We start from the raw sequence: 21042 nt of genomic DNA on the forward strand, positions 1-21042 counted from the left end.
CTAGGCCAAGGCTCCCAGCGGATCGTCGAGCACAGGCTGCCAGGCCAGTTCCGCCGCGCCGACCAGACTGTTGTGGTCCAGGGTGCACGGCAGGATCGGCACGCCGCCGCTGCGCCCCCACAGGCTGCGGTCGGCGACCACCGCGCGCAGCCGTTCCGGGTCGGCGTGCAGCAGTTCCCGGTGCAGGCCGCCCAGAATGATCCGGTCCGGATTCAGGATGTTCACCAGGCCGGCGAGGCCGAGGCCGAGCCGGTCGATCAGCTCCTCCGTGGCGGCCCGTACCGCGGGCTCCGCGGGTTCGTCGCGCAGCAGGTCGCGGGCCTGCTGGAGCAGCGAGACCTCGGGGCCGGGGCTGCGGCCCGCCGCGGTGAGGAAGGCCAGCGGGTCCGCCTCCACGTCCAGGCAGCCGCGGCCGCCGCAGTGGCAGGCCCGCCCCTCGGGGTTCACGGTGAGGTGACCGACCTCCAGGGCCAGGCCCGAACTGCCGCTGTGCAGGCGGCCGTCCAGCACCAGCGCCCCGCCGACCCCGCGGTGCCCGGTGGCCACGCACAGCAGGTGCTGCGCGCTGCGCCCCGCGCCGTGCCGGTGCTCCGCCAGTGCCGCGAGGTTGACGTCGTTCCCGGTCAGTGCCGGACCGTCGATCCCGGCCGCCTTCACGCACTCCGCGAAGATGGCCCGTACGGGAGAACCGGCCGGCCAGGCCAGGTGCAGCGGGTTCAGCGCGGTGCCCTCCGGCTCGGCGACCGCCGAGGGGACCGCGAGCCCCGCGCCGATGCAGCGGCGGCCGCTGTCCGCGAGCAGTTCGGCGCCCGCCTCCACGACCGCGCCGAGCACCTGGGCCGGGTCGGCGGAGACGGTGACCTTGCCGGGGGCGGTGGCCACGATGCGGCCGCCGAGGCCGACCAGGGCCGCCCGGAAGCCGTCCGAGTGCACTTGGGCCGCGAGGGCCACCGGGCCGTCCTCGGCCACGGAGAGGCGGTGCGAGGGGCGGCCCTGGGCGCCGCCGGCCCCGCCGGGGCGGGAGTCGACGCGGATCAGCCCGAGCGCTTCCAGCTCGGCGGCGACGGCTCCGGCGGTGGCGCGGGTGACCCCGAGCTCGGCCGTGAGGACCGCGCGGGTCGGGGCGCGGCCGGTGTGGACGAGCTCCAGCGCCGGCCCGAGCGCGCCGCGACCGCGTTCCAGCCTGGTCCGCGTGGCGGTCGTGGACGCGGATGGCGTGGTCACATCCCCCACCCGCGGCGGGGCCCCGTTGCCGTTCATGGCATCGATCCTCGCATGATCGGAGGGTGCCGGGCGCCGCTGCTCAGCCGAGCCCGCCGACCCGGAGTGTGATGTTCAGCCGCCCGGTCAGCCCGAGGGCCCGCGGACCCGTGCCCGGCAGGACCTTCGGCACGCCGTGGTAGGCCAGCCGGCTCGCGCCCCCGAAGACGAAGAGATCCCCGCTGCGCAGCTCGACGTCCCGGTACGGGCGCCCGCGCGAGGCGGTGTTCCCGAAGCGGAAGACACAGGTGTCGCCGAGGCTGAAAGAGACCACCGGGGCGGCGGACTTCTCCTCGGCGTCGCGGTGCATGCCCATGCGGGAGTCGCCGCCGTAGAAGTTGATCAGCGCGATGTCGTAGGCCGCCGCCGGGTCCGGCAGGTCCGTCGCGCCCCCCGGGGTCCCGTACGCGGCGGCCACCGCCTCCCGCCCCAGCTCGGCGAGCCAGCCCGGCATCGGCTTGACCGGAGCCCCGTCCCCGTCGACGGCGGTGCGGGCGTACCCGTACGGAAACCAGTGCAGCCCGAGGCACACCTGCCGGGCGGTCATCACCCCGCCGCCCGGGGTCCGTACGGTGCGCAGGCCGGCCGGCGGACGGGCCCACGCGCGACAGGCCGCCAGCAACTCGCCCTGCCGCTCGGCCCCGAGCCAGTCGGGCACGTGCACGGCGCCGGGAGCGATCACGGCCCGCTCGCGCGGGAAGAGTTCCGCATCCATGTCCCCCATTGTCGCGGGCGGGCTGATAAGACTCCCGGTATGGAGATCACCGAACTTGTGAAGACCCTCGCACGAGAAGGCGAGCTGCTCGCCGACGTGGCCGAACAGGCCGGCACGGACGCCCCGGTCCCCACCTGCCCGGGCTGGCACGTCACCGATCTGCTGCGCCACACCGGGTCGGTGCACCGCTGGGCGGCCGGGTACGTCGCAGAGCGGCGGCTGGAGCCGGTGGGCTTCCCGGACGCGCCGGAACTGGCCGACGGCGAGCTGCTGGCGTGGTTCCGGCAGGGCCACGCGGACCTGGTGCGCACCCTGACCGAGGCCCCGGCCGACGTGCAGTGCTGGACCTTCCTCCCGACGGCGCCGCCGTCGCCGCTGGCGTTCTGGGCGCGGCGGCAGGCCCACGAGACGACCGTGCACCGGATGGACGCGGAGGCTGCGCGGGGTGTGGTCTTCTCCCCGGTGGAGCCGGAGTTCGCGGAGGACGGGGTGGACGAGCTGCTGACCGGCTTCCACGCGCGGCCGCGCAGCCGGGTGCGTACGCCGGAGCCCCGGGTGGTACGGGTCCGGGCCGCCGACACGGGCGCGGTGTGGACCGTGCAGCTGTCGCCGGAGCCGGCCCGGACGGTGCGGGGTGACACGGGCGAGGCGGCCGACTGCGAACTGACCGGAGAGGCGGCCTGGCTCTACGCGGCCCTGTGGAACCGGCTCCCGCTGGCGGGTCCGGGCGTTACGGGCGACCTGGCGCTGGCCCGGCTGTGGAGCGCGACAGCCGGGATCTGAGCCGGGCGGCGGGAGCGGCGCGGCCCAGGCCTCCTTGTGACGGGCAGTGCGCGCTGTGACACTGCCCGCATGGAGCAACGTACTCAGGCGGACCGTGACGCGATCACGATCGAGATCGGCTACGCCCTCGTCAGCGCCTGCTTCGCGGCCGCCCTCGCCTTCGGCGCGGTTTACGGGCCCGCGCTGGCCTTCTCCCTGTCCCCCGCGGCCAGCCGCGCCCTGGCGGTGGCCGGAGGCATCGTGGCGGGCGCGGTGTTCCTCCTCCGGGTCACCCATGTCCTGTGGCGCTTCGCCCGCCGCCCCGAGAACGACGGCCGCTGAACCGCCGGGCCGCCAGACCACAGGGCCGCTAGGACGCCGGGCCCACCGCGGCCCACCAGGCGACCAGCCGGTCGGCCATCGCGTCGGTCCGGTGGTCGACGGGGTCCAGACCGAAGTGGTCCTCCAGCTCGTACCAGAGGAACTCACCGATCTCCGCCCTGGTGGCGCCGCGGTGGAGGCGCTGGAACAAGGGGACGAGCATGCAGTCGTACTCGTCCGGCGACAGATCGGCGACGCCGATCGGATCCCACTCGTTGAGCAGGTACCGCAGGTTGTCGAACAGCACCGCCGACGGAGTCCAGGTAGGCATCGGGCCAGACTGCCACCCGGCGACGGGTGCCGCCGCCGAATATCGCGGGCCTAGCCCAGGGTGGCCGCGTAGGTGGTCTGGGCGCGGTACTTCCATGTCGGTCCCGCGTTCCAGGGGTTGGGCATGACCGTGCTGGTCGCGTAGGCGTAGCCCGCGCCTCGGTCGAAGGCGGTGCGCAGGGTGGCGCGCATGGCCTCGGCGTCGGGGACGTCGTGGACCAGGTGCCAGAACGCCGTTCCGCTCGGGTCGAGTTCGGCTCCGGCGCGGTAGCCGGAGAGGGGGTCGAAGACGTTGCCGCCGAGCCAGCCGCCGCCGGTGTACGCGGCGTAGGTGTCCTCGTAGGTGACGAAGATGTCCGCGGTGCGGCGGCCCGGCTCCAGGTAGCAGTCGGCTATGGCGGTGCCGGGGTTGTTGACGACGAGGTCGGGGGCGGCCGGGTCGGCGGCGCTCATCGCGTCCTGGACGTAGCGGCGCAGTTCCGCGTAGTGGTCGCGGGTGGCGTTGGCGGGGCCGCAGTCGCGGCTGACGACGTCGAAGAAGATGCCGTCGACGTGGAGGCGGCCGTCGGGGGTCTCGAGGTAGTTGTCGACGGAGGCCTTGACGGCGGCGATGTCGCGGTTGCCGTGGTCGGTGTGGACGTAGCCGAGGACCTTGGTCTTCTCGCCGGTGGAGGTGGTGCGTTTGCGCAGGGCGTCGGCGCGGGCCCGCCAGGGGGCGTCGAACGGGGAGTCGCCGTTGCCCGGGTTCAGGACGACCACCGAGGCGGCCGGGCCGGTGGCGGTGAGGTCGGTCAGCATGCGGTCGTTCGCGGAGACGTACGCGGGAACGCCGATCTCCAGACCCCGCACACCGGGCATCCTGGGCATGCGCGGCGGGGCGGGCGTCGGGGCGTCGGCGGCGGCTGCGGGTGCGTCGCGCGCCGACGCGGTGACGGCCGGCGCCGGCGCGGCCAGTAAGAGGGTGGCCAGGACGGCGTACAAGGCCTTTACGGCGCGAGGCATGAACGTTCCTCCGGCGGCGGCAGGGGGCGACCCGAGGAACACTAGACGGGCGGCCCATCGTTCAAGGCTGAACTGCCCGCATTGGTATGAGGAACAGAAGAGCGAGCCATCGCCTCATCATGTGAATCTCCGCAAGAGCCCCCCGCCGCCCGCCCTCCCGTCATACGGCCGGCAGGCCTACGCCGTGCGCCAGTTGGGCGGCGGCATGCGCGAAGAAGGTGGGGCGGTCCTCGACGACGCGGTTGAACTGGCCGAACAGTTCGAAGGAGACGAGGCCGACCAGTTGGGCCCAGGCGGCGACGAGGGCGGCCGTGACCTGCGGGGGGAGGCCCTCGGCGAAGTCGGCGGTCATCCGCTCGGCCTCGGGACGCAGGGCCGGCGGCAGCGGCGGGAGGGCGAGGCCGCGCCCTTCGTAGGCGGCACGGAGGATGCCGACGAACGAGTTGCCGACCCGGGAGGCGGGGCCGACGGTGTCCATGGGCGCGCTGTAGCCGGGCACCGGCGAACCGTAGATGAGGGCGTACTCGTGCGGGTGCCCCAGCGCCCAGGCGCGGACGGCCTCGCAGACCGCGATCCAGCGGGCGCGGGGCGGGGACCCGGCGGCGAGGGCGCGGGCGTCGGCCTCCTCGGCGGCGGCGCCGATGCTGTCGTACGCGTCGATGATCAGCGCGGTGAGCAGCTCGTCGCGGCTGGGGAAGTAGCGGTAGAGGGCGGAGGAGACCATGCCCAGCTCGCGGGCCACGGCGCGCAGGGAGAGTTTGGCGGCGCCCTCGGCCGCGAGCATGCGGCGCGCCTCGTCCTTGATGGCGGCGGTGACCTCGATGCGGGCCCGTTCCCTGGCCCCTCGCACGGTGTTCATGCGGGTCAGTGTGCCACGCATCTGGAGCACTGCCCAGAAAGCGGACCCCCGCTCCATTTCGAGAGCAGTGCTCTTGCTTTGGTGCGGCGATCCGTGCACACTGTTCTCAAGCGAGAGCAGTGCTCTCTCAACGCGGAAAACGGCCCCGGAGGTCACCATGAACGCGACGCCCACCCCGTACTACGTCCAGGCCGGCCCGCTCGCCACCCGCTTCAACTCGCTCTTCGGCAAGCTGGCCCGCTTCGGCATCAGCCTGGCCGGCAGCGCCGAGATGTCGGTGCGCGGGCGCAAGTCCGGCAAGATGCAGCGGATCCCGGTCAACCCGCACACGTACGAGGGCGCCCAGTACCTGGTCTCGGCCCGCGGCCACTCCCAGTGGGTCCGCAACATGCGGGTCGCGGGCGGCGGCGAGCTGCGCGTGGGGCGCAAGGTGCGGACGTTCACCGCCACGGAGCTGACCGACCCGGTCCAGCAGGCCGCCGTCCTGCGCACCTATCTGGAGAAGTGGGGCTGGGAGGTCGACCGGTTCTTCCAGGGCGTCTCCGCGAAGTCCTCCGACGCGGAGATCCAGGCGGCCGCCGCCGACCACCCGGTCTTCCGGATCACGGTGTCGAACTGACCCCGCGGACGCGCCGCAGCGACCTCCACGACCTCCGCGACCTCCGCGATCCACGGCCTCCTGGTCCGGCCGTGACCGCGCCCCGGCCACGGGGACGGCGGCGACACCCGCGACGGCCGCAGCGGCCGCTACCGCTCAGCCGAACGGCCGGCGCAGTCGCTCGACCAGCCGTTCCCGCAGGTGGTGCCGCCACAGCCACAGCGGCAGCTCCCGGTGCGGCACGAAGGACCACAGGTCGTCGTCGGCCTCGTTGCCGCGGGGGCAGCGGCGCAGCAGTTCCAGGCAGCGCCGGTCCACCGTGCGGTGGAGCCGCGCCACATGTGCCAGGGCCACCACTCCCTGCCGGCGGACCTCCCGGTCCGCCGACTCCAGCGCCCTGGCGACCACGGGCAGCACGGCCGCGGGATCGGGGTGGTTCAGGGCCAGGGCGATCACCGCCACACCGACGAACCGTTCACCGCGTTCGAAGGCCGCGAGGACCTGCTCCGGCCGCTCGACCTCGTTCAGGTTCAGGCCGCCCCACCAGTCCGGGCCGCCCGCACCCGGAGCACCCGCAGCACCCTGAACACCGCCCGCGCCCCGGACCACGACCCCTCCCTAGCCCTTGCCGCCGCTCCGGGCCGCGGCCTCCTGCCTGGCGTCCATCATGTGCAGCGCCTTGCGGGCCAGCGGGTACGTACGCACCAGGTCGGCCAGGGTCGTCGAACCCCGCGTGATGCGGGCGAAGGCCCGCCACGCCGGGCGGAAGCCGGTGATCGCCGCGTGCAGCAACCGCGGCCGGGCCTCGAAGAGGGTCAGCATCCGCTTGCCGACGCCCATCTCGACTCCCAGCCCGGCCTTCACCGCGAAGGCGTAGTTGAGGGCCTGCCGGCGCGCGTCCACCGCGTCCTGCGCCTCGGAGATCTTCACCGCCCACTCCCCCGCCAACCGCCCCGAACGCAGCGCGAAGGAGATGCCCTCCCGGGTCCACGGCTCCAGCAGCCCGGCCGCGTCGCCCGCCACGAGGACCCGTCCGCGCGAGAGCGGCGAATCGGGCTTGCGGCAGCGGGTCAGGTGCCCCGAGGAGACGGCCGGTTCGAAGCCGGCGAGCCCGAGCCGGGCGATGAAGTCGTCCAGGTAGCGCTTGGTCGCGGCGCCCTCGCCCTTGGCCGAGATGACCCCGACGGTGAGGGTGTCGCCCTTGGGGAAGACCCAGCCGTAACTGCCGGGCAGCGGGCCCCAGTCGATCAGCACCCGCCCCTTCCAGTCCTCCGCGACCGTCGCGGGAACGGGGATCTCCGCCTCCAGGCCGAGGTCCACCTGGTCCATCTCGACGCCGACGTGCGCGCCGATCCGGCTCGCGCTGCCGTCCGCGCCGACCACCGCGCGGGCCAGGACGGTCTCCCCGTCGGCGAGCACCACGGCGACGGTGCGCCGGTCGGGCACGGCCGCCCCGTGCTGTTCGACGCGGGCCACGGCCGTACCCGTACGGACGGTGGCGCCGGCCTTCTCGGCGGCGGCGACCAGGCCGGCGTCGAACTCCGGCCGGTTGATGAGCCCGAACAGCATCTGCTTCGAGCGCCGGGTGCGGGTCAGCTTCCCGTCCATCGAAAAGGTGACCGCGTGGATGCGGTCCTTGAGGGGCAGCACGAAGCCCGGGGGCAGGGCGTCGCGCGAGGGGCCGATGATGCCGCCACCGCAGGTCTTGTAGCGGGGCAGTTCTGCCTTCTCCAGCAGCAGGACGCGCCGGCCGGCCGTCGCCGCCGCGTACGCCGCCGAGGATCCGGCCGGTCCGGCTCCGACCACGACCACGTCCCACACTTCGCCGGTCCCGCCGCTCCCCCCGGATTCCTCGTCGGCCTCCTCGTCGATCTCCTGGTCGGCCGCCGCCCGGACGGTCTGCCCCGCGTCCACGCCTGCGTCTGCGCCCTCGCCCGGGCCCGGGCCTGCGTCTGCGCCCGCGCCCGTGTCCTCGCCTGCGCCCGACCCTGCGTCGCGTACGTCGTCGTCGCTGCTCACGATGTGTTGCCGCTCCTGATCAACCGGTTGCTCCGATGCCGGGGAAATCCTACGGCGAGACGACGCACCGTCCCGCTGTGCGAGGATCGGGACTGTCTTTTTCGCCGTACCCGGCATACGCACACCCCGCGGATGCGGGCGGCGTACACGGAGAACAACGTCGCACCCAAAAGGAGCGTGCCCATGTCCCAGCATCCGATCGCCGAGACCATCGCCTCGCTGATGCCCCGCGCCAAGCAGGAGCTGACCGAGCTGGTGGCCTTCCAGTCGGTGGCGGACTGGGCGCAGTTCCCCAAGAGCGAGAGCGAGGGCGCCGCGAACTGGGTGGCCGACGCCCTGCGCGTCGAGGGCTTCCAGGACGTGGCGCTGCTGGACACCCCCGACGGCACCCAGTCCGTGTACGGCTTCCTGCCCGGCCCCGAGGGCGCGCCGACCGTTCTGCTGTACGCGCACTACGACGTCCAGCCGCCGCTGGACGACGCGGCCTGGATCTCCCCCGCCTTCGAGCTGACCGAGCGCGACGGCCGCTGGTACGGGCGTGGTGCGGCCGACTGCAAGGGCGGGTTCATCATGCACCTGCTGGCGCTGCGCGCGCTGAAGGCCAACGGCGGTGTCCCGGTGGCCGTGAAGATGATCGTCGAGGGCTCCGAGGAGCAGGGCACGGGCGGCCTCCAGCAGTACGCCGAGGCGCACCCGGAGCTGCTGGCCGCCGACACCATCGTCATCGGTGACGCGGGCAATTTCCGCCTCGGCCTTCCGACGGTGACGGCCACGCTGCGCGGGATGTGCCTGCTCAAGGTGAAGATCGACACGCTGGGCGGCAACCTGCACTCGGGCATGTTCGGCGGCGCCGCCCCGGATGCGCTGGCCGCGCTGATCCGCGTACTCGACTCGCTGCGCGCGGCGGACGGTTCGACGACGGTGGACGGGCTCGCCTCGGACGAGGTGTGGGACGGCCTGCAGTACCCGGAGGCGGACTTCCGCGCCGACGCCAAGGTCCTCGACGGGGTCGAGCTGATCGGCGCGGGCACGGTCGCGGACCGGCTGTGGGCCCGCCCGGCCGTCACGGTCCTCGGCATCGACTGCCCGCCGGTGGTCGGGGCGACGCCGTCCGTGCACGCGAGCGCAGGCGCACTGATCAGCCTGCGCGTGCCGCCGGGCGTGGACACCGCCGCGGCCGTCAAGCTGCTGCAGGCCCACCTGGAGGCGCACACCCCGTGGAAGGCGCGCCTCGAACTCGAGGTGGTCGGCCAGGGCCAGCCGTTCCAGGCGGACACCGACAGCCCGGCGTACGCGTCGATGCGGTCGGCGCTGGAGGCCGCGTACCCCGGCCAGGAGATGCAGATCAGCGGCATGGGCGGGTCGATCCCGCTGTGCAACACGCTGACGTCCCTGTACCCGGAGGCGGAGATGCTGCTGATCGGCCTGAGCGAGCCCGAGGCGCAGATCCACGCGGTCAACGAGAGCGTGTCGCCGGAGGAGCTGGAGCGCCTGTCGGTGGCGGAGGCCCTCTTCCTGGTCAACTACGCGGAGTCCAAGCGCGCCTGACCCCCGCTCGGAGTGCTCGTACGCCCAGGGCGGAGTGCGCCCTGGGCGTACTTCGCTTCCGGTGAAGTCGCGTGTGCGAGCCCGCCGGCCGTGCCTACGGTCGGCGTATGGATCTTGTAGAAGTGCTTCCGGACCGGCTCCACCTGCTCCGCTTCCCCATCGGCCAGGCGTATCTCTGGCAGGACGGCGAGGCCCTCACCCTGATCGACGCGGGCCACGCGGGGGCCGCCGCCGAGATCGAGGGGGCGATACGTTCCCTCGGGCGGCTCCCCGAGCGGCTGGAGCGGATCGTCCTCACCCACTGCCACGGCGACCACGCCGGCGCGGCCGGTGAGCTCGCCGCCCGCTGGGGCGCGCAGGTGCTCGCGCACCGCCTGGACGCGCCGGTGATCCGGGGCGAGCGGCCCGTTCCCGAACCGGTGCTGCTGGACTGGGAGATTCCGCTGTACACGCACGCCCTGAGCGTCGTCCCCGAGGCCCCGCCCACCCCGGTCGACCGCGAGCTGGAGGACGGGGACGCGCTGGGCTTCGGGGACGGTGCGTACGTCGTCCACGCCCCGGGGCACACGGACGGCAGCATCGGGATCCACCTCCCGGGCCACGGAGTGCTGTTCGCCGGCGACTGCATCGCCGCCGTCGGCCCGCTGATGCTGGGCGTCTTCAACGTGGACCGGGGCCGGGCGATCGACTCCTTCCACCGCCTGGCCGGGCTCTCCCCGGCGATCGCCTGCTTCGGCCACGGCGATCCCCTGACGGCGGACACGGCGGCCGCACTGGTCAAGGCGGCCGCGGGAACCCCCGCCTGACGGTTCGCTCTCCCGTCCTCGGGCACCCGCCCGTCGCCGGGCTCAGCCGACCGGGGTGCCCGCCTCCAGGTAGAGGGGGCGGCCGCGTTCGCGGGCGCGCAGGGCCCAGCGCAGGCGTTCGTGACGGTGCGGCGGGAGGAGGCCGGCGGCCTCGGCCTCCGTGACGAAGCGCCAGGCCCGCAGCTCCGGGCCCGGAAGGCGGAGCCGGGCCGTCGCCTCCGCGGAGAGCCGGCCGCCGTCGAAGAGCAGCCGCAGTCCCCCGTACCCGGGGGGCTGCGGGGGCTCCCAGTCGACCACGAGCAGGCCGGGCGCCCGGTCCAGTACGAGTCCCAGTTCCTCCGCGACCTCCCGTACGCCCCCGCACGCCGGTGCCTCGCCCGCTTCGACGACGCCGCCGGGGAACTCCCAGCCGGCCTTGTACGTCGGATCCACCAGCAGCACCCGGTCCTGCTCGTCGAAGAGCAGGACCCCGGCCGCCACCGTCTCCCGCGTGGGCTCCGGGGTCTGCACGATGTCGCAGACCGGGGCCGTCTCGGAGCGGACGGCCTCGGCGATGCGCTGCGCCGTCTCGCGGGGGGTCAGGCTGCTGTTGTCGATGACGTGGGCGTCGCCCGTGAGCCAGCCGAGGGCCTGCTGGTAGACCGGGATGTGGTCGTAGGCCCACTGGCGGACCCGGAGGTCCACCTGGTCCGGCTCCCCCGGCTCCTCCCGGGTCGCGATCCGCTCGCGAAGGATCGTTTCCGCAGGGGCCAGCAGCACGTGCCGCACCGGTATCCGGCGCGCCGCGAGCCCGCCGAAGATCTCGTCCCGGTACTCCTGGCGCAGCAGCGTCATCGGGACGACGAGCACCCCGCCCAGCTCCGCGAGCATCGCCGCCGCCGTGTCCACCACCAGCCGCCGCCAGCTCGGCAGGTCCTGGTAGTCGGTGACCTCCGCCAGCCGTTTGGCCGGCAGCAGCACGCGCAGCGCGTCGCCGATGAACTCCGGGTCGAACAGGGTGCTGTCCGGAAGGATTCCGGCCAGTTCGCGGGCCGTGCTGGTCTTTCCCGCGCTGAATGTGCCGTTGATCCAGACAATCACGTCTACCCCTCTCCCCATGGCTCGTCCGGAGCCCCCAGTGGCTTGCCCGCACCACCCTGCCACGGAAACCTCACTATCGGCCGAGTGCTTATCCTCAAGGTCACAGCCCTGCCCGAGACTCCGGAGGATTCACGACCGTGCCCCACAACCGCCGCCCGTCCGATCCCCTCTACGGCAACCGGCCGACCATGAAGGACGTGGCGGCCCAGGCGGGCGTCGGCCTGAAGACGGTGTCACGGGTGGTCAACGGCGAGCCGGGCGTCACCCCCGAGACCGAGAAACGGGTCCAAGAGGCCATCGACGCCCTGGGGTTCCGCCGCAACGACAGCGCGCGCGTCCTGCGCAAGGGCCGTACCGCCACCGTGGGCCTGATCCTGGAGGACCTCGCCGACCCCTTCTACGGCCCGCTGAACCGGGCCGTGGAGGAAGTGGCCCGCTCGCACGGGGCCCTCCTCATCAACGGCTCCAGCGCCGAGGACCCCGACCGCGAGCGGGAGTTGGCGCTCGCGCTGTGCGCCCGCCGGGTGGACGGCCTGATCGTGATCCCGGCCGGGGACGACCACCGCTACCTGGAGCCGGAGATGCGGGCCGGCGTGGCCACGGTGTTCGTGGACCGCCCGGCCGGGCGGATCGACGCGGACGTCGTGCTCTCGGACAACTTCGGCGGCGCCCGCGGCGGAGTGGCCCACCTGATCGCGGGCGGCCACCGCCGGATCGGCTTCATCGGCGACCACCCCCGCATCCACACGGCGGCCGAACGCCTGCGCGGCTATCGCGCCGCCATGGCCGACGCGGGCCTCCCGGTGGCCGATTCCTGGGTCTCCCCCGGCTCCACCGACCCGGTCCGGGTGGCGGCGGCGGCGAGGTCGATGCTCGCGGGCCAGGACCCGGTCACCGCCGTCTTCGCGGGAAACAACCGTGTGACGGTCACGGTGGTACGGGTCCTCGCGGCCCTGGAGCACCCGGTGGCCCTGGTCGGCTTCGACGACTTCGAACTGGCCGACCTGCTCCGCCCCGGCGTCACGGTGGTGGCCCAGGACCCGGCGGCCCTCGGCCGAGTGGCCACGGACCGCCTCTTCCAGCGCCTGTCGGGCGCCGCCCTCCCGACGACCCGCACCGAACTCCCGACCCGCCTGATCCCCCGGGGCTCGGGCGAGCTCCCCCCGGCGGACTGACCTCTCACCGGATCAGCCCGCGCAGTACGGGTACGGAGGCCCCGGCGGCGGCCAGCCCGGCGAGTACGGAGAGCGCGGCGCCCGACCCGCCGAGGAAGGTCAGGCCGCCCGCCGTGAGCCCGATCAGGAGGGCGGCGAGCAGTACGACGGCGGTGTGCAGGGACACGAACGGTTCGGGGTCGATCGGGTTTCCAGGTGTGGTCATGGCCCGATCCCAGCGGACGGGCCGGACTGTTCCCGCATGGGCGGAACGGATCCGCGCCCCTCGCGATCACCTCCGAACTCGCCTGAAATCCGCAGGCGTTCGCTGCTGTTCCGAAAAGTCCGGGACTGTTCGGCGGATCGCGCTCTAGCCTGGTCGTCCGCACGGTCCAGGGGGCGCGCAGGTGGATTCGAGCAGTGGCTTCGAGGAGGAACTGAGCCGCCTCGCGCGCGACTTGCGCCAACTCCGCCTCGAACGCGGCAAGCCCTCCTACCGGAAGCTGGAAACCAGGGCGGCGAAGTCCCGGATCGGGATCCAACTGCCGGTGGCCACCCAGAGCGACGCGTTCCGGGGGCGGCGGCTGCTGGGCCTCGACAAGCTGATGGCCTTGGTGCGGATCCTGTACGCGTACGACGAGTACGGGCAGGAAGCGGCCGTTCCGCCGCACAACTCCCCACAGCTGGAAGCCTGGCGGAGCCGCTGGCGCGACCTGGCCGCCCTCCAGCCGTCGACGCCGGGCCGGGCCCGGGACGCGGCCCCGCCCGTGGCCTCCCCTGAGGCCGATGCGACGGTCGATGCGACGGCTGACCCGAAGGCCGGCGCACGGGCCGGGGCCATCGCCGCGTACCGTGCCGGGGCGCTGGCGGCTGCCGCCCGCCGGGCCGAGGCCGCCCGGGTACCCGTGCCCGCGCTTCCGCCTCTGCCCTCACCGGCCGAGGAGAGCGGCTTCTTCCCGGCCCGGCTGGTGACCTCCCCGACGAACCACCCCCTCGGTGCGGTCTTCTCCCCCGACGGACGGTTCCTGGCGACCCGGGCCGAGGGGGTGGTACAGCTGCGGGACCCCGTCCATGGCCGGCCCGTGGGCGAGATCGACGCCGGGGTCCGGAGCGTCCGCACCATGGCGTTCTCGCCGGACGGCCGTGTGCTGGCTACGGGTGCCGACAACTGCACGGCGAGACTGTGGGACCTGGCGGCCCACACCGCGGCGGGACCGGCCCTGCTCGGACACGAGGAGCCCATCACGGTCGTGGCCTTCTCCCCCGACGGCCGCGTGCTGGTCACCGCCGCGGACGACGAGAGCGTGCGCAGGTGGAACACGGCCACCGGCGAGCCCGCCGGACCTCCCCTCATCGGACACTTCGGGGAGGTCGGGGCGTTCGCCTTCCTCCCCGATGGCGGCCTGCTGGCCGCACTCAAGGGCAAGCACGTCATCCGGGTATGGGATCTCACCGCGGGAGCGAGCATCGGCGAGCCCCTCATCGGCCACCGGGGCACGGTGCACGGGATGGCCTTCTCCCCGGACGGCCGCGTGCTGGCCACGGCCGGTGCCGACGGGGCGCGGCTGTGGGACACCGCCACGGGTGCCGCCGTCGCCGGACCGCTCGGCGGGCCGGACCGGTTCACGCGGGGAGTGGCGTTCTCCCAGGACGGCCGGCTGCTGGCCACCGGCTGCGACGACGGGACCGTGCGCCTGTGGGACCCGGCGACCGGTGCCCCGGCCGGGACGCCGCTGACCGGGGACGGTCGGCCGGTCCACAGCGTCGCGTTCTCACCGAACGGCCGCGTGCTCGCCGCTTGCGGGGAGAGCGGCACGATGGTCGTCTACCACCTCGATCCGGACGTCGCCTCGCGAGCCCCTTCGCCGCTCGGATCCCGGGCCCTGAGCGCCGCCCTGCGCCAGGGACACGTCCTGCCCCTCCCCGCTGCTTCGACCATGGCCGGGACGCCGCTGCGCCGGCTCGCCTTCTCCCCGGATGGCGGCCGGCTGATGGTCCGCACCGCTGACCGCACGGTGCTGACCTGGGATCCCGTGACGCGCAACCTGCTGCCCGAGGTGCTGTTGCCGCCGGTGGATTCCCCGTGGGGCCTGGAGTTCCCGGTCGAGGGCGGCCCGGCCGGACTGTGGACCCCCGACTTGCTCCCGTCCGCCCCGCTGATCCAGCCCGTCTCCCTCAAGGAAGGCGTCGCGTTCGCCCCCGACGGCCGGTGGGCGGCGATGGTCAATGGGGCCGGCCGGATCCTCTTCTGGGACGCGGACGCCGACCTGGGGGCCACCGCACGGGTGCCCGACGGGGTGTCGGACGTCCACGCCCTCGCGGTCTCTCCCGACGGGCGCACCATGGCCGGCGCGGTCGACGAGAAGGTGGCGCTCTGGGACCGCACCACCCGTGAGCCGTCCGGTCTGGAGCTGGCGTCCCACTGGACCTCCATCCGCACCCTGGCCTTCTCACCGGACGGCCGGTTCCTGGCCACCGGAGACACCGGCGGCACCATCCGGCTCTGGGACGTGCCGCCGGGCCGTCGCCCAGCCTGAAGCTGTCCGGGCACACCGGGCAGGTGTACGACCTCGCCTTCTCCCCGGACGGCCGGCTCCTGGCCGGCGCCGGTACGGACGGCACGGTGCAGCTGTGGGACGCGCACGCGGGCGGGTTCGCCACCGGCCTGCCGCTGACCGGGCACACCGGCGCCGTCCGGGGCGTCGCCTTCTCCCCCGACGGCAGCCTGCTCGCCTCCTCCGGAGAGGACGGCACCCTGCGGTTCTGGCTGCTGCCGGTCCCGCACACACCGACGGCCCGGCCCCGGTGAACCGGGGGCCGGGCCGTTCGCTGCGGCTGGATCAGGCGGTCGCCGTCAGGGTCGCCGAGCGGCGGGGGATCGCGAAGGCGTCCAGTTCCGCGCGGGTCAGGCCGGTCAGGGCGGTGACCTCCTCGGGGCCCACCGCGCCGCAGTCGAGGCCGCGGACCAGGTAGCCGGCCAGGGCCTTCGCCGTGGCGGGCTCGTCCATCACGTCGCCCTCGATCTTCGCGACGTACGCCTTGAGGCGCGCGGCGGCGGTCTCCAGGCCCTCGCGGTAGAAGGTGAAGACGGCCGCGTAGCGGGTCGGCAGGTGGCCGGGGTGCATGTCCCAGCCCTGGTAGTAGGCGCGGGCCAGGGCGCGGCGGGTCAGGCCGTAGTGCAGCTTCCAGGCCTCGTGGACCTTCTCGGTGGTGCCGATCGGCAGGACGTTCGTCGATCCGTCGGAGACCCGTACGCCGGTGCCGGCGGCCGCGACCTGCATGATCGCCTTGGCGTGGTCGGCGGCGGGGTGGTCGCTGGCCTGGTAGGCGGCCGAGACGCCGACGCAGGCGCTGTAGTCGAAGGTGCCGTAGTGCAGGCCGGTGGCGCGGCCCTGGGAGGCCTCGATCATGCGGGCCACGGTGGCGGTGCCGTCGGAGGCCAGGATCGACTGGCTCGTCTCGATCTGGATCTCGAAGCCGATGCGGCCCGGGCGCAGACCGCGGGAGGTCTCGAAGGCCTCCAGCAGCTTGACGAAGGCGGTGACCTGCTCGGCGTAGGTGACCTTGGGGAGGGTCAGGACCAGGTTGTCCGGCAGGCCGCCGTGGGCGAGCAGGCCGGAGAGGAAGACGTCGGTGGTGCGGATGCCGCGGTCGCGGACGTTGGACTCCATGCACTTCATGCGGATGCCCATGTAGGGGGCGTTGGTGCCGTTGGAGTACGCCTCGGAGATCAGGCGGGCCGCGCGGGCCGCGGCCTGGTCCTCCTCCTCGTCGGAGCGGACGCCGAAGCCGTCCTCGAAGTCGACGCGGAGGTCCTCGATGGGCTCGCGCTGCAGCTTGGCGCGGACGCGGTCGTAGACCGGTACGGCCAGCTCGTCGGAGATGCCGAGTACCTTGGCGAAGGTGGCGGCGTCCGGGGCGTGCTCGTCGAGCGCGGCGAGGGCCTGATCGCCCCACGAGCGGATGGTGTCCGCGGCGAAGACGTCACCGGGTACGTAGACCGTGTGGATGGGCTGACGGGTGCCGGGGTCGCCCGGGTAGTGGCGCGCGAGCTCCGCGTCCACCGGCGCGAGGGAGGCGCTGATGCCCTCGCTGACCGCGCCTGCGAGGCTCGTCGCCACCTTCTCCTGCTGACCCATCGTGCACTCTCCTCTTTTCCGCTTCACGGAAGCTTAGATCCGCATAGCAGAATTTAGTCACGGGGTTCCGCTCCGTCAATGGTCCCTCCGACGCGTGGGACAAACGACTCGGGGCCGTGCGGTGAGAAACACCACACGGCCCCGGAGAAGTGAAGCTGCGAACAGAAGCGCAGGTCAGCCCTTACGCGCCTTGATCTCGTCGGTCAGCTGCGGGACGACCGCGAAGAGGTCGCCGACCACGCCGTAGTCGACGAGGTCGAAGATCGGGGCCTCGGCGTCCTTGTTGATGGCGACGATGGTCTTCGAGGTCTGCATGCCGGCCCGGTGCTGGATCGCGCCCGAGATACCGGAGGCGATGTAGAGCTGCGGGGAGACCGACTTGCCGGTCTGGCCGACCTGGTTGGAGTGCGGGTACCAGCCGGCGTCGACGGCGGCACGCGAGGCGCCGACGGCTGCGCCGAGGGAGTCCGCGAGGTCCTCGATGATGTGGAAGTTCTCGGCACCGTTGACGCCACGGCCGCCGGAGACCACGATCGCGGCCTCGGTCAGCTCGGGGCGGCCGGTCGACTCGCGCGGGGTGCGGCCGGTGACCTTGGTGCCGGTGGCCAGGGCGCCGAAGGTGACGGCGAGCGCCTCGACGGTGCCGGCGGCCGGGGCGGCCTCGACCGGGGCCGAGTTCGGCTTCACGGTGATGACCGGGGTGCCCTTGGAGACGCGGGACTTGGTGGTGAACGACGCGGCGAAGGCGGACTGCGTCGCGACCGGGCCCTCGTCACCCGCCTCCAGGTCGATGGCGTCGGTGATGATGCCGGAGCCGATGCGGACGGCCAGGCGCGCGGCGATCTCCTTGCCCTCGGCGGAGGACGGGACGAGCACGGCGGCCGGGGAGACGGCCTCGTACGCGGCCTGGAGCGCGTCCACCTTCGGTACGACGAGGTACTCGGTGAACTCGGGGGCGTCGGCGGTGAGGACCTTGACCGCGCCGTGCTCGGCGAGCACCGCGGCGGTGGCGTCGGCACCGGCGCCCAGGGCGACGGCGACGGGCTCGCCGATGCGGCGGGCCAGCGTCAGCAGCTCGAGGGTGGGCTTGCGGACGGCGCCGTCCACGTGGTCGACGTAGACGAGAACTTCAGCCATGGGACTGCTCTCCTGCGATTGCGAAGTGTCTGGGGGCTATGGAGGGGTTGGCCGAAGCTCTTAGATGAACTTCTGGCCGGCCAGGAACTCGGCCAGCTGCTTGCCGCCCTCGCCCTCGTCCTTGACGATCGTGCCGGCGGTACGGGCCGGGCGCTGCGCCGCGGCGTCGACCGCGGTCCAGGAGCCTTCCAGACCGACCTCGTCGGCCTCGATCTCCAGCTCCTCCAGGTCCCAGGACTGAACCGGCTTCTTCTTGGCGGCCATGATGCCCTTGAAGGACGGGTAGCGGGCCTCGCCCGACTGGTCCGTCACCGAGACGAGCGCGGGGAGGGAAGCCTCCAGCTGCTCGCTCGCGGTGTCGCCGTCACGGCGGCCGGTCACGGTGCCGTCCTCGACCTTGACCTCGGAGAGCAGGGTGACCTGCGGGACGCCCAGGCGCTCGGCCAGGATCGCCGGCAGCACGCCCATGGTGCCGTCGGTCGACGCCATGCCCGTGATGACCAGGTCGTAGCCGGCCTTCTCGATGGCCTTGGCGAGCACCAGCGAGGTGCCCATGACGTCGGAGCCGTGCAGGTCGTCGTCCTCGACGTGGATGGCCTTGTCGGCGCCCATCGAGAGCGCCTTGCGCAGCGCGTCCTTGGCGTCCTCGGGGCCCACCGTCAGAACGGTGATCTCGGCGTCGTCGGCCTCTTCGGCGATCTGCAGCGCCTGCTCGACGGCGTACTCGTCGAGCTCCGACAGCAGGCCGTCGACGTCGTCACGGTTGACGGTCAAGTCCTCGGTGAACTGCCGGTCGCCAGTGGCGTCGGGCACGTACTTCACACAGACAACGATCCTCAGGCTCACGCCGGCTCTCCTACCGCATCGTCTTTTCTGGTACCGCCTTATGCAGGCAGCATAGGCGCCTTGTCGGGCGGATCCCGGTCGGGGCGGCCCGCGCTCCGAAGGGAATGTTACTCGTCAGTACACAGTGGGTCCCGCCAAGTCGCAAGGCTGGTGAACTGTGATCTGCCCAACGCCGCCCGACCGTCCCAAGCAGGGATGATTCAGTCGCGCAACGCGTTGAAGCGTCCCTGGTGGTACAGCAGCGGGCGGCCCTCGCCGGCCGGATCCCCGGCGACCGCCTCAGCGATGATCACACGATGTTCGCCGGCGGGCACCCGTGCCACCACCCGGCAGACCAGCCAGGCCAGTACGCCGTCGAGCACCGGGACCCCGTGCGGCCCCGCGTTCCAGCCGGTGGCCGGGCCGAAGCGGTCGGCTCCGCTGCGGGCGAAGAGCCCGGCCAGCTCCCGTTGGTGCTCGCCGAGTATGTGGACGCCGAGGTACTCGCTGTCGCGCACCCCCGGCCAGCTGGAGGCCCCCGTGCCGATCGTGAAGGACAGCAGCGGCGGGTCGGCGGAGACCGAGTTGAGCGAGGTCGCGGTGAAGCCCACCGGCTGCGCGCCGTGCAGGGCAGTGATCACGGCGACTCCGGCGGCGTGCTGCCGGAAGACCGAACGCAGGAGGTCGGGCGAGCCGGGGCGGCCGTCGCCGGAACGGGGAGGACGGGGGGAACGGGGAGACGGAGCGGTGTGGACCGTCGGGACCGTCGGAGCAGTCATCAGGGTTCTGCCTTCTGCCGCGGGACACGCGGGCGCTGTCGGAGATCGGGGGCCGGGGGCGTTCAGCGATTCCGACAGCGCGCGCTCGCGTATCGGACCAGGTCCACATGGACCCGTCCGTAGAGCAGGAGTTCATACCGCATGCCGCCAGCCTGGCGATCTCCCGTGGACACAGTCAAGCGGGATCGGGCAGATGTCAGGCGCGTCACGCTGCGTGCGGGCGCGCGCACCGGCGCGCCCGGCACCCCGGCACCGGACCGGGCCACGGGCCGGGACCCGGACGGGGAACCGGGCCCGGCCGCGAGGCCCGGCCGGGAACCGCCCGTCATACGGCGGCCCCCAGCGCGGCGATCACGTCCACCTTGCGCGGCATGCCGGCCGCCCGCCGGACGATCCGGCCCGCCGAGTCCAGGACGAGCACGGTCGGGGTCTTCTCGATCCCGAGGGCGCGCACCAGCCCGAGCCGTTCCTCCGCGTCGATCTCGATGTGCGCGACCCCTTCGACCATCGCCGCGACCTCGGCGAGGATCCGCCGCGTGGCCCGGCAGGGCTGGCAGAAGGCGCTGGAGAACTGCACCAGGCTCGCCCGCTCCCCCGGCTCCGCGCCCAGTTCCGCGGCGCCCAGCCGAACGGGGCCGCCGTCCCGCCCGAGCTCCGGTCCGCCGGGCCGGCCGTCCCGCCCGCCGTCCCGCCCGCTTTCGCGCCCGTCGCACCCTTCGCGCCCGTCCTGCCCGAGCACCCGCGCTCCCCTCGCCGTCTTCGTCCGTGTACCCCATGCTCGTACGCTCGTACGTGGATCGGAGCATCCTGGAGACGTACGACATTCCCGGCGTGACGAGAATCTCCCCGGGCACGGGCCTCTGGGCTGGCCAGCAGCCCGCGTATGGGGCACCATCCCCATGGTCGCGTACCTACGCTTCCGTAACTTCCGGCCGGGAGCACCTCCCCAGGCAGAAAGCGGGGTCTCCCCACCATGGCTGAGCTCGTCTACCCTCCCGTGATCGGCGCCGCGCACGGACTCTTCCGTGCCCTCGACATCCGCATCGACATGAAGGGCACCGAGAACATCCCCCGCAAGGGCGGTGCGGTCCTGGTGTCGAACCACATCGGATACCTCGACTTCATCTTCGCCGGCCTGACGGCGCGGCCGCAGAAGCGCCTGGTGCGCTTCATGGCGAAGGAGTCGGTGTTCCGGCACAAGGTGTCCGGTCCGCTGATGCGCGCGATGAAGCACATCCCCGTCGACCGCACCCAGGGTGAGGCCGCGTACCAGCACGCCCTGGACTCCCTGCGGTCCGGCGAGATCATCGGGGTCTTCCCGGAGGCCACGATCTCCCAGTCGTTCACCCTCAAGAGCTTCAAGTCGGGTGCGGCCCGGATGGCGCAGGAGGCCGGGGTCCCGCTGATCCCGGTGGCGCTCTGGGGCACCCAGCGGCTGTGGACCAAGGGCCGCCCGAAGAACCTCAAGCGCAGCCACATCCCGGTGACGATGCGCGTGGGCGAGCCGATCGAGGCCCCCACCGACCAGTACGCCGGCGCCATCACGCGCCGGCTGCGCGAGCGCGTGCAGGAGCTCCTGGACGCCGCCCAGCGCGCCTACCCGGCCAAGCCCAGCGGCCCCGAGGACTCCTGGTGGCTGCCGGCCCACCTGGGCGGCACCGCGCCGACCCCGGCCCAGGTCCGCGAAGCGGGCTGACGCCCCGCCCCG

At 73.3% G+C, this 21042-nt stretch carries 23 protein-coding genes; 9 read left to right on the forward strand and 14 right to left on the reverse strand.

Features of this window, described 5'->3' with window-relative positions; translation table 11 throughout:
• Positions 1–1260, reverse strand: coding sequence for an ROK family protein (locus tag OG472_RS07360; RefSeq protein ID WP_383563996.1), 1260 nt, complete (start codon positions 1258–1260; stop codon positions 1–3).
• 43 nt (positions 1261–1303) lie between these two features.
• Positions 1304–1975 carry an alpha-ketoglutarate-dependent dioxygenase AlkB family protein gene (locus tag OG472_RS07365; protein WP_405941175.1) on the reverse strand — a complete coding sequence of 224 codons (672 nt, stop codon included), beginning with the start codon at positions 1973–1975 and terminating at the stop codon, positions 1304–1306.
• Between the two features lie 39 nt (positions 1976–2014).
• Between OG472_RS07365 and OG472_RS07370 the strand changes: the two genes are divergently transcribed.
• Both OG472_RS07370 and OG472_RS07375 read left to right on the forward strand, forming a co-directional pair.
• The gene (locus OG472_RS07370) at positions 2015–2758 is read left to right on the forward strand and encodes a maleylpyruvate isomerase family mycothiol-dependent enzyme (RefSeq protein ID WP_401603881.1); all 744 of its coding nucleotides are present in this window, start codon (positions 2015–2017) and stop codon (positions 2756–2758) included.
• A gap of 69 nt (positions 2759–2827) precedes the next feature.
• Complete coding sequence (locus OG472_RS07375; protein WP_401603883.1) at positions 2828–3079, forward strand: DUF6332 family protein; 252 nt, start codon at positions 2828–2830, stop codon at positions 3077–3079.
• 28 nt (positions 3080–3107) lie between these two features.
• Here the strand turns inward: OG472_RS07375 and OG472_RS07380 are convergent, their stop codons facing one another.
• The 3 genes from OG472_RS07380 to OG472_RS07390 form a co-directional block, all read right to left on the reverse strand.
• A complete protein-coding gene (locus tag OG472_RS07380; RefSeq protein ID WP_405941176.1) occupies positions 3108–3389 on the reverse strand; it encodes a hypothetical protein in 282 nt (93 codons plus the stop codon).
• Between the two features lie 50 nt (positions 3390–3439).
• Entirely contained in the window at positions 3440–4390 is a 951-nt protein-coding gene (locus OG472_RS07385) for a spherulation-specific family 4 protein (protein WP_405941177.1), read from the reverse strand.
• Positions 4391–4550: 160 nt separating this feature from the next.
• On the reverse strand, positions 4551–5249 hold the full coding sequence (locus OG472_RS07390; RefSeq protein ID WP_405941178.1) for a TetR/AcrR family transcriptional regulator: 699 nt from the start codon (positions 5247–5249) through the stop codon (positions 4551–4553).
• 157 nt (positions 5250–5406) lie between these two features.
• On the opposite strand from OG472_RS07390, the gene OG472_RS07395 reads away from it, so the two are divergent.
• Positions 5407–5868, forward strand: a complete 462-nt coding sequence (locus tag OG472_RS07395; protein WP_383563982.1) for a nitroreductase/quinone reductase family protein — start codon at positions 5407–5409, stop codon at positions 5866–5868.
• Positions 5869–6003: 135 nt separating this feature from the next.
• Here the strand turns inward: OG472_RS07395 and OG472_RS07400 are convergent, their stop codons facing one another.
• Positions 6004–6456 (reverse strand): hypothetical protein, encoded by a 453-nt coding sequence (locus OG472_RS07400; protein ID WP_401603896.1) that lies wholly within the window; start codon positions 6454–6456, stop codon positions 6004–6006.
• Between the two features lie 9 nt (positions 6457–6465).
• A complete protein-coding gene (locus OG472_RS07405; RefSeq protein WP_405834795.1) occupies positions 6466–7668 on the reverse strand; it encodes a geranylgeranyl reductase family protein in 1203 nt (400 codons plus the stop codon).
• A 381-nt stretch (positions 7669–8049) separates the two neighbouring features.
• Between OG472_RS07405 and OG472_RS07410 the strand changes: the two genes are divergently transcribed.
• Positions 8050–9414: a dipeptidase gene (locus OG472_RS07410; protein ID WP_405828614.1), complete on the forward strand. Its 1365-nt coding sequence runs from the start codon at positions 8050–8052 to the stop codon at positions 9412–9414.
• Positions 9415–9521: 107 nt separating this feature from the next.
• The gene (locus tag OG472_RS07415; protein ID WP_405941179.1) at positions 9522–10220 is read left to right on the forward strand and encodes an MBL fold metallo-hydrolase; all 699 of its coding nucleotides are present in this window, start codon (positions 9522–9524) and stop codon (positions 10218–10220) included.
• Positions 10221–10262: 42 nt separating this feature from the next.
• On the opposite strand, the gene OG472_RS07420 is transcribed toward OG472_RS07415, so the two are convergent.
• Positions 10263–11300, reverse strand: coding sequence for an NUDIX domain-containing protein (locus OG472_RS07420; RefSeq protein ID WP_401603904.1), 1038 nt, complete (start codon positions 11298–11300; stop codon positions 10263–10265).
• Between the two features lie 188 nt (positions 11301–11488).
• On the opposite strand from OG472_RS07420, the gene OG472_RS07425 reads away from it, so the two are divergent.
• Positions 11489–12475: a LacI family DNA-binding transcriptional regulator gene (locus tag OG472_RS07425; RefSeq protein WP_405834796.1), complete on the forward strand. Its 987-nt coding sequence runs from the start codon at positions 11489–11491 to the stop codon at positions 12473–12475.
• 4 nt (positions 12476–12479) lie between these two features.
• On the opposite strand, the gene OG472_RS07430 is transcribed toward OG472_RS07425, so the two are convergent.
• Positions 12480–12680 carry a hypothetical protein gene (locus OG472_RS07430; protein WP_405828617.1) on the reverse strand — a complete coding sequence of 67 codons (201 nt, stop codon included), beginning with the start codon at positions 12678–12680 and terminating at the stop codon, positions 12480–12482.
• A 181-nt stretch (positions 12681–12861) separates the two neighbouring features.
• Between OG472_RS07430 and OG472_RS07435 the strand changes: the two genes are divergently transcribed.
• Entirely contained in the window at positions 12862–14991 is a 2130-nt protein-coding gene (locus tag OG472_RS07435; RefSeq protein WP_405941180.1) for a hypothetical protein, read from the forward strand.
• A 2-nt stretch (positions 14992–14993) separates the two neighbouring features.
• Complete coding sequence (locus tag OG472_RS07440; RefSeq protein WP_405943149.1) at positions 14994–15263, forward strand: WD40 repeat domain-containing protein; 270 nt, start codon at positions 14994–14996, stop codon at positions 15261–15263.
• Between the two features lie 31 nt (positions 15264–15294).
• On the opposite strand, the gene OG472_RS07445 is transcribed toward OG472_RS07440, so the two are convergent.
• From OG472_RS07445 to OG472_RS07465, 5 genes are all read right to left on the reverse strand, one after another.
• Positions 15295–16593, reverse strand: coding sequence for a DUF6986 family protein (locus OG472_RS07445; RefSeq protein ID WP_401603908.1), 1299 nt, complete (start codon positions 16591–16593; stop codon positions 15295–15297).
• Between the two features lie 174 nt (positions 16594–16767).
• Entirely contained in the window at positions 16768–17730 is a 963-nt protein-coding gene (locus tag OG472_RS07450) for an electron transfer flavoprotein subunit alpha/FixB family protein (RefSeq protein WP_314241909.1), read from the reverse strand.
• Between the two features lie 60 nt (positions 17731–17790).
• Positions 17791–18576, reverse strand: coding sequence for an electron transfer flavoprotein subunit beta/FixA family protein (locus OG472_RS07455; protein WP_327417918.1), 786 nt, complete (start codon positions 18574–18576; stop codon positions 17791–17793).
• 200 nt (positions 18577–18776) lie between these two features.
• Complete coding sequence (locus OG472_RS07460; protein ID WP_405941181.1) at positions 18777–19334, reverse strand: flavin reductase family protein; 558 nt, start codon at positions 19332–19334, stop codon at positions 18777–18779.
• A 325-nt stretch (positions 19335–19659) separates the two neighbouring features.
• Entirely contained in the window at positions 19660–19959 is a 300-nt protein-coding gene (locus OG472_RS07465) for a thioredoxin family protein (RefSeq protein ID WP_327419510.1), read from the reverse strand.
• Between the two features lie 348 nt (positions 19960–20307).
• Here OG472_RS07465 and OG472_RS07470 point away from each other — a divergent pair, with 348 nt between their 5' ends.
• Complete coding sequence (locus OG472_RS07470) at positions 20308–21030, forward strand: lysophospholipid acyltransferase family protein (protein ID WP_401603913.1); 723 nt, start codon at positions 20308–20310, stop codon at positions 21028–21030.
• The last annotated feature ends 12 nt before the right edge of the window (positions 21031–21042 follow it).

This window comes from Streptomyces sp. NBC_00207 (genome assembly GCF_045160965.1).
In the GTDB taxonomy this organism is placed as follows: Bacteria; Actinomycetota; Actinomycetes; order Streptomycetales; family Streptomycetaceae; genus Streptomyces.

Coding starts and splice junctions, on each gene's coding strand:
- OG472_RS07385 (WP_405941177.1), bottom strand. CDS start 4,390: ATGCCTCGCGCCGTAAAGGCCTTGTACGCCGTCCTGGCCACCCTCTTA.
- OG472_RS07390 (WP_405941178.1), bottom strand. CDS start 5,249: ATGAACACCGTGCGAGGGGCCAGGGAACGGGCCCGCATCGAGGTCACC.
- OG472_RS07380 (WP_405941176.1), bottom strand. CDS start 3,389: ATGCCTACCTGGACTCCGTCGGCGGTGCTGTTCGACAACCTGCGGTAC.
- OG472_RS07370 (WP_401603881.1), top strand. CDS start 2,015: ATGGAGATCACCGAACTTGTGAAGACCCTCGCACGAGAAGGCGAGCTG.
- OG472_RS07375 (WP_401603883.1), top strand. CDS start 2,828: ATGGAGCAACGTACTCAGGCGGACCGTGACGCGATCACGATCGAGATC.
- OG472_RS07460 (WP_405941181.1), bottom strand. CDS start 19,334: ATGACTGCTCCGACGGTCCCGACGGTCCACACCGCTCCGTCTCCCCGT.
- OG472_RS07360 (WP_383563996.1), bottom strand. CDS start 1,260: ATGAACGGCAACGGGGCCCCGCCGCGGGTGGGGGATGTGACCACGCCA.
- OG472_RS07410 (WP_405828614.1), top strand. CDS start 8,050: ATGTCCCAGCATCCGATCGCCGAGACCATCGCCTCGCTGATGCCCCGC.
- OG472_RS07445 (WP_401603908.1), bottom strand. CDS start 16,593: ATGGGTCAGCAGGAGAAGGTGGCGACGAGCCTCGCAGGCGCGGTCAGC.
- OG472_RS07430 (WP_405828617.1), bottom strand. CDS start 12,680: ATGACCACACCTGGAAACCCGATCGACCCCGAACCGTTCGTGTCCCTG.
- OG472_RS07395 (WP_383563982.1), top strand. CDS start 5,407: ATGAACGCGACGCCCACCCCGTACTACGTCCAGGCCGGCCCGCTCGCC.
- OG472_RS07470 (WP_401603913.1), top strand. CDS start 20,308: ATGGCTGAGCTCGTCTACCCTCCCGTGATCGGCGCCGCGCACGGACTC.
- OG472_RS07365 (WP_405941175.1), bottom strand. CDS start 1,975: ATGGATGCGGAACTCTTCCCGCGCGAGCGGGCCGTGATCGCTCCCGGC.
- OG472_RS07415 (WP_405941179.1), top strand. CDS start 9,522: ATGGATCTTGTAGAAGTGCTTCCGGACCGGCTCCACCTGCTCCGCTTC.
- OG472_RS07450 (WP_314241909.1), bottom strand. CDS start 17,730: ATGGCTGAAGTTCTCGTCTACGTCGACCACGTGGACGGCGCCGTCCGC.
- OG472_RS07425 (WP_405834796.1), top strand. CDS start 11,489: ATGAAGGACGTGGCGGCCCAGGCGGGCGTCGGCCTGAAGACGGTGTCA.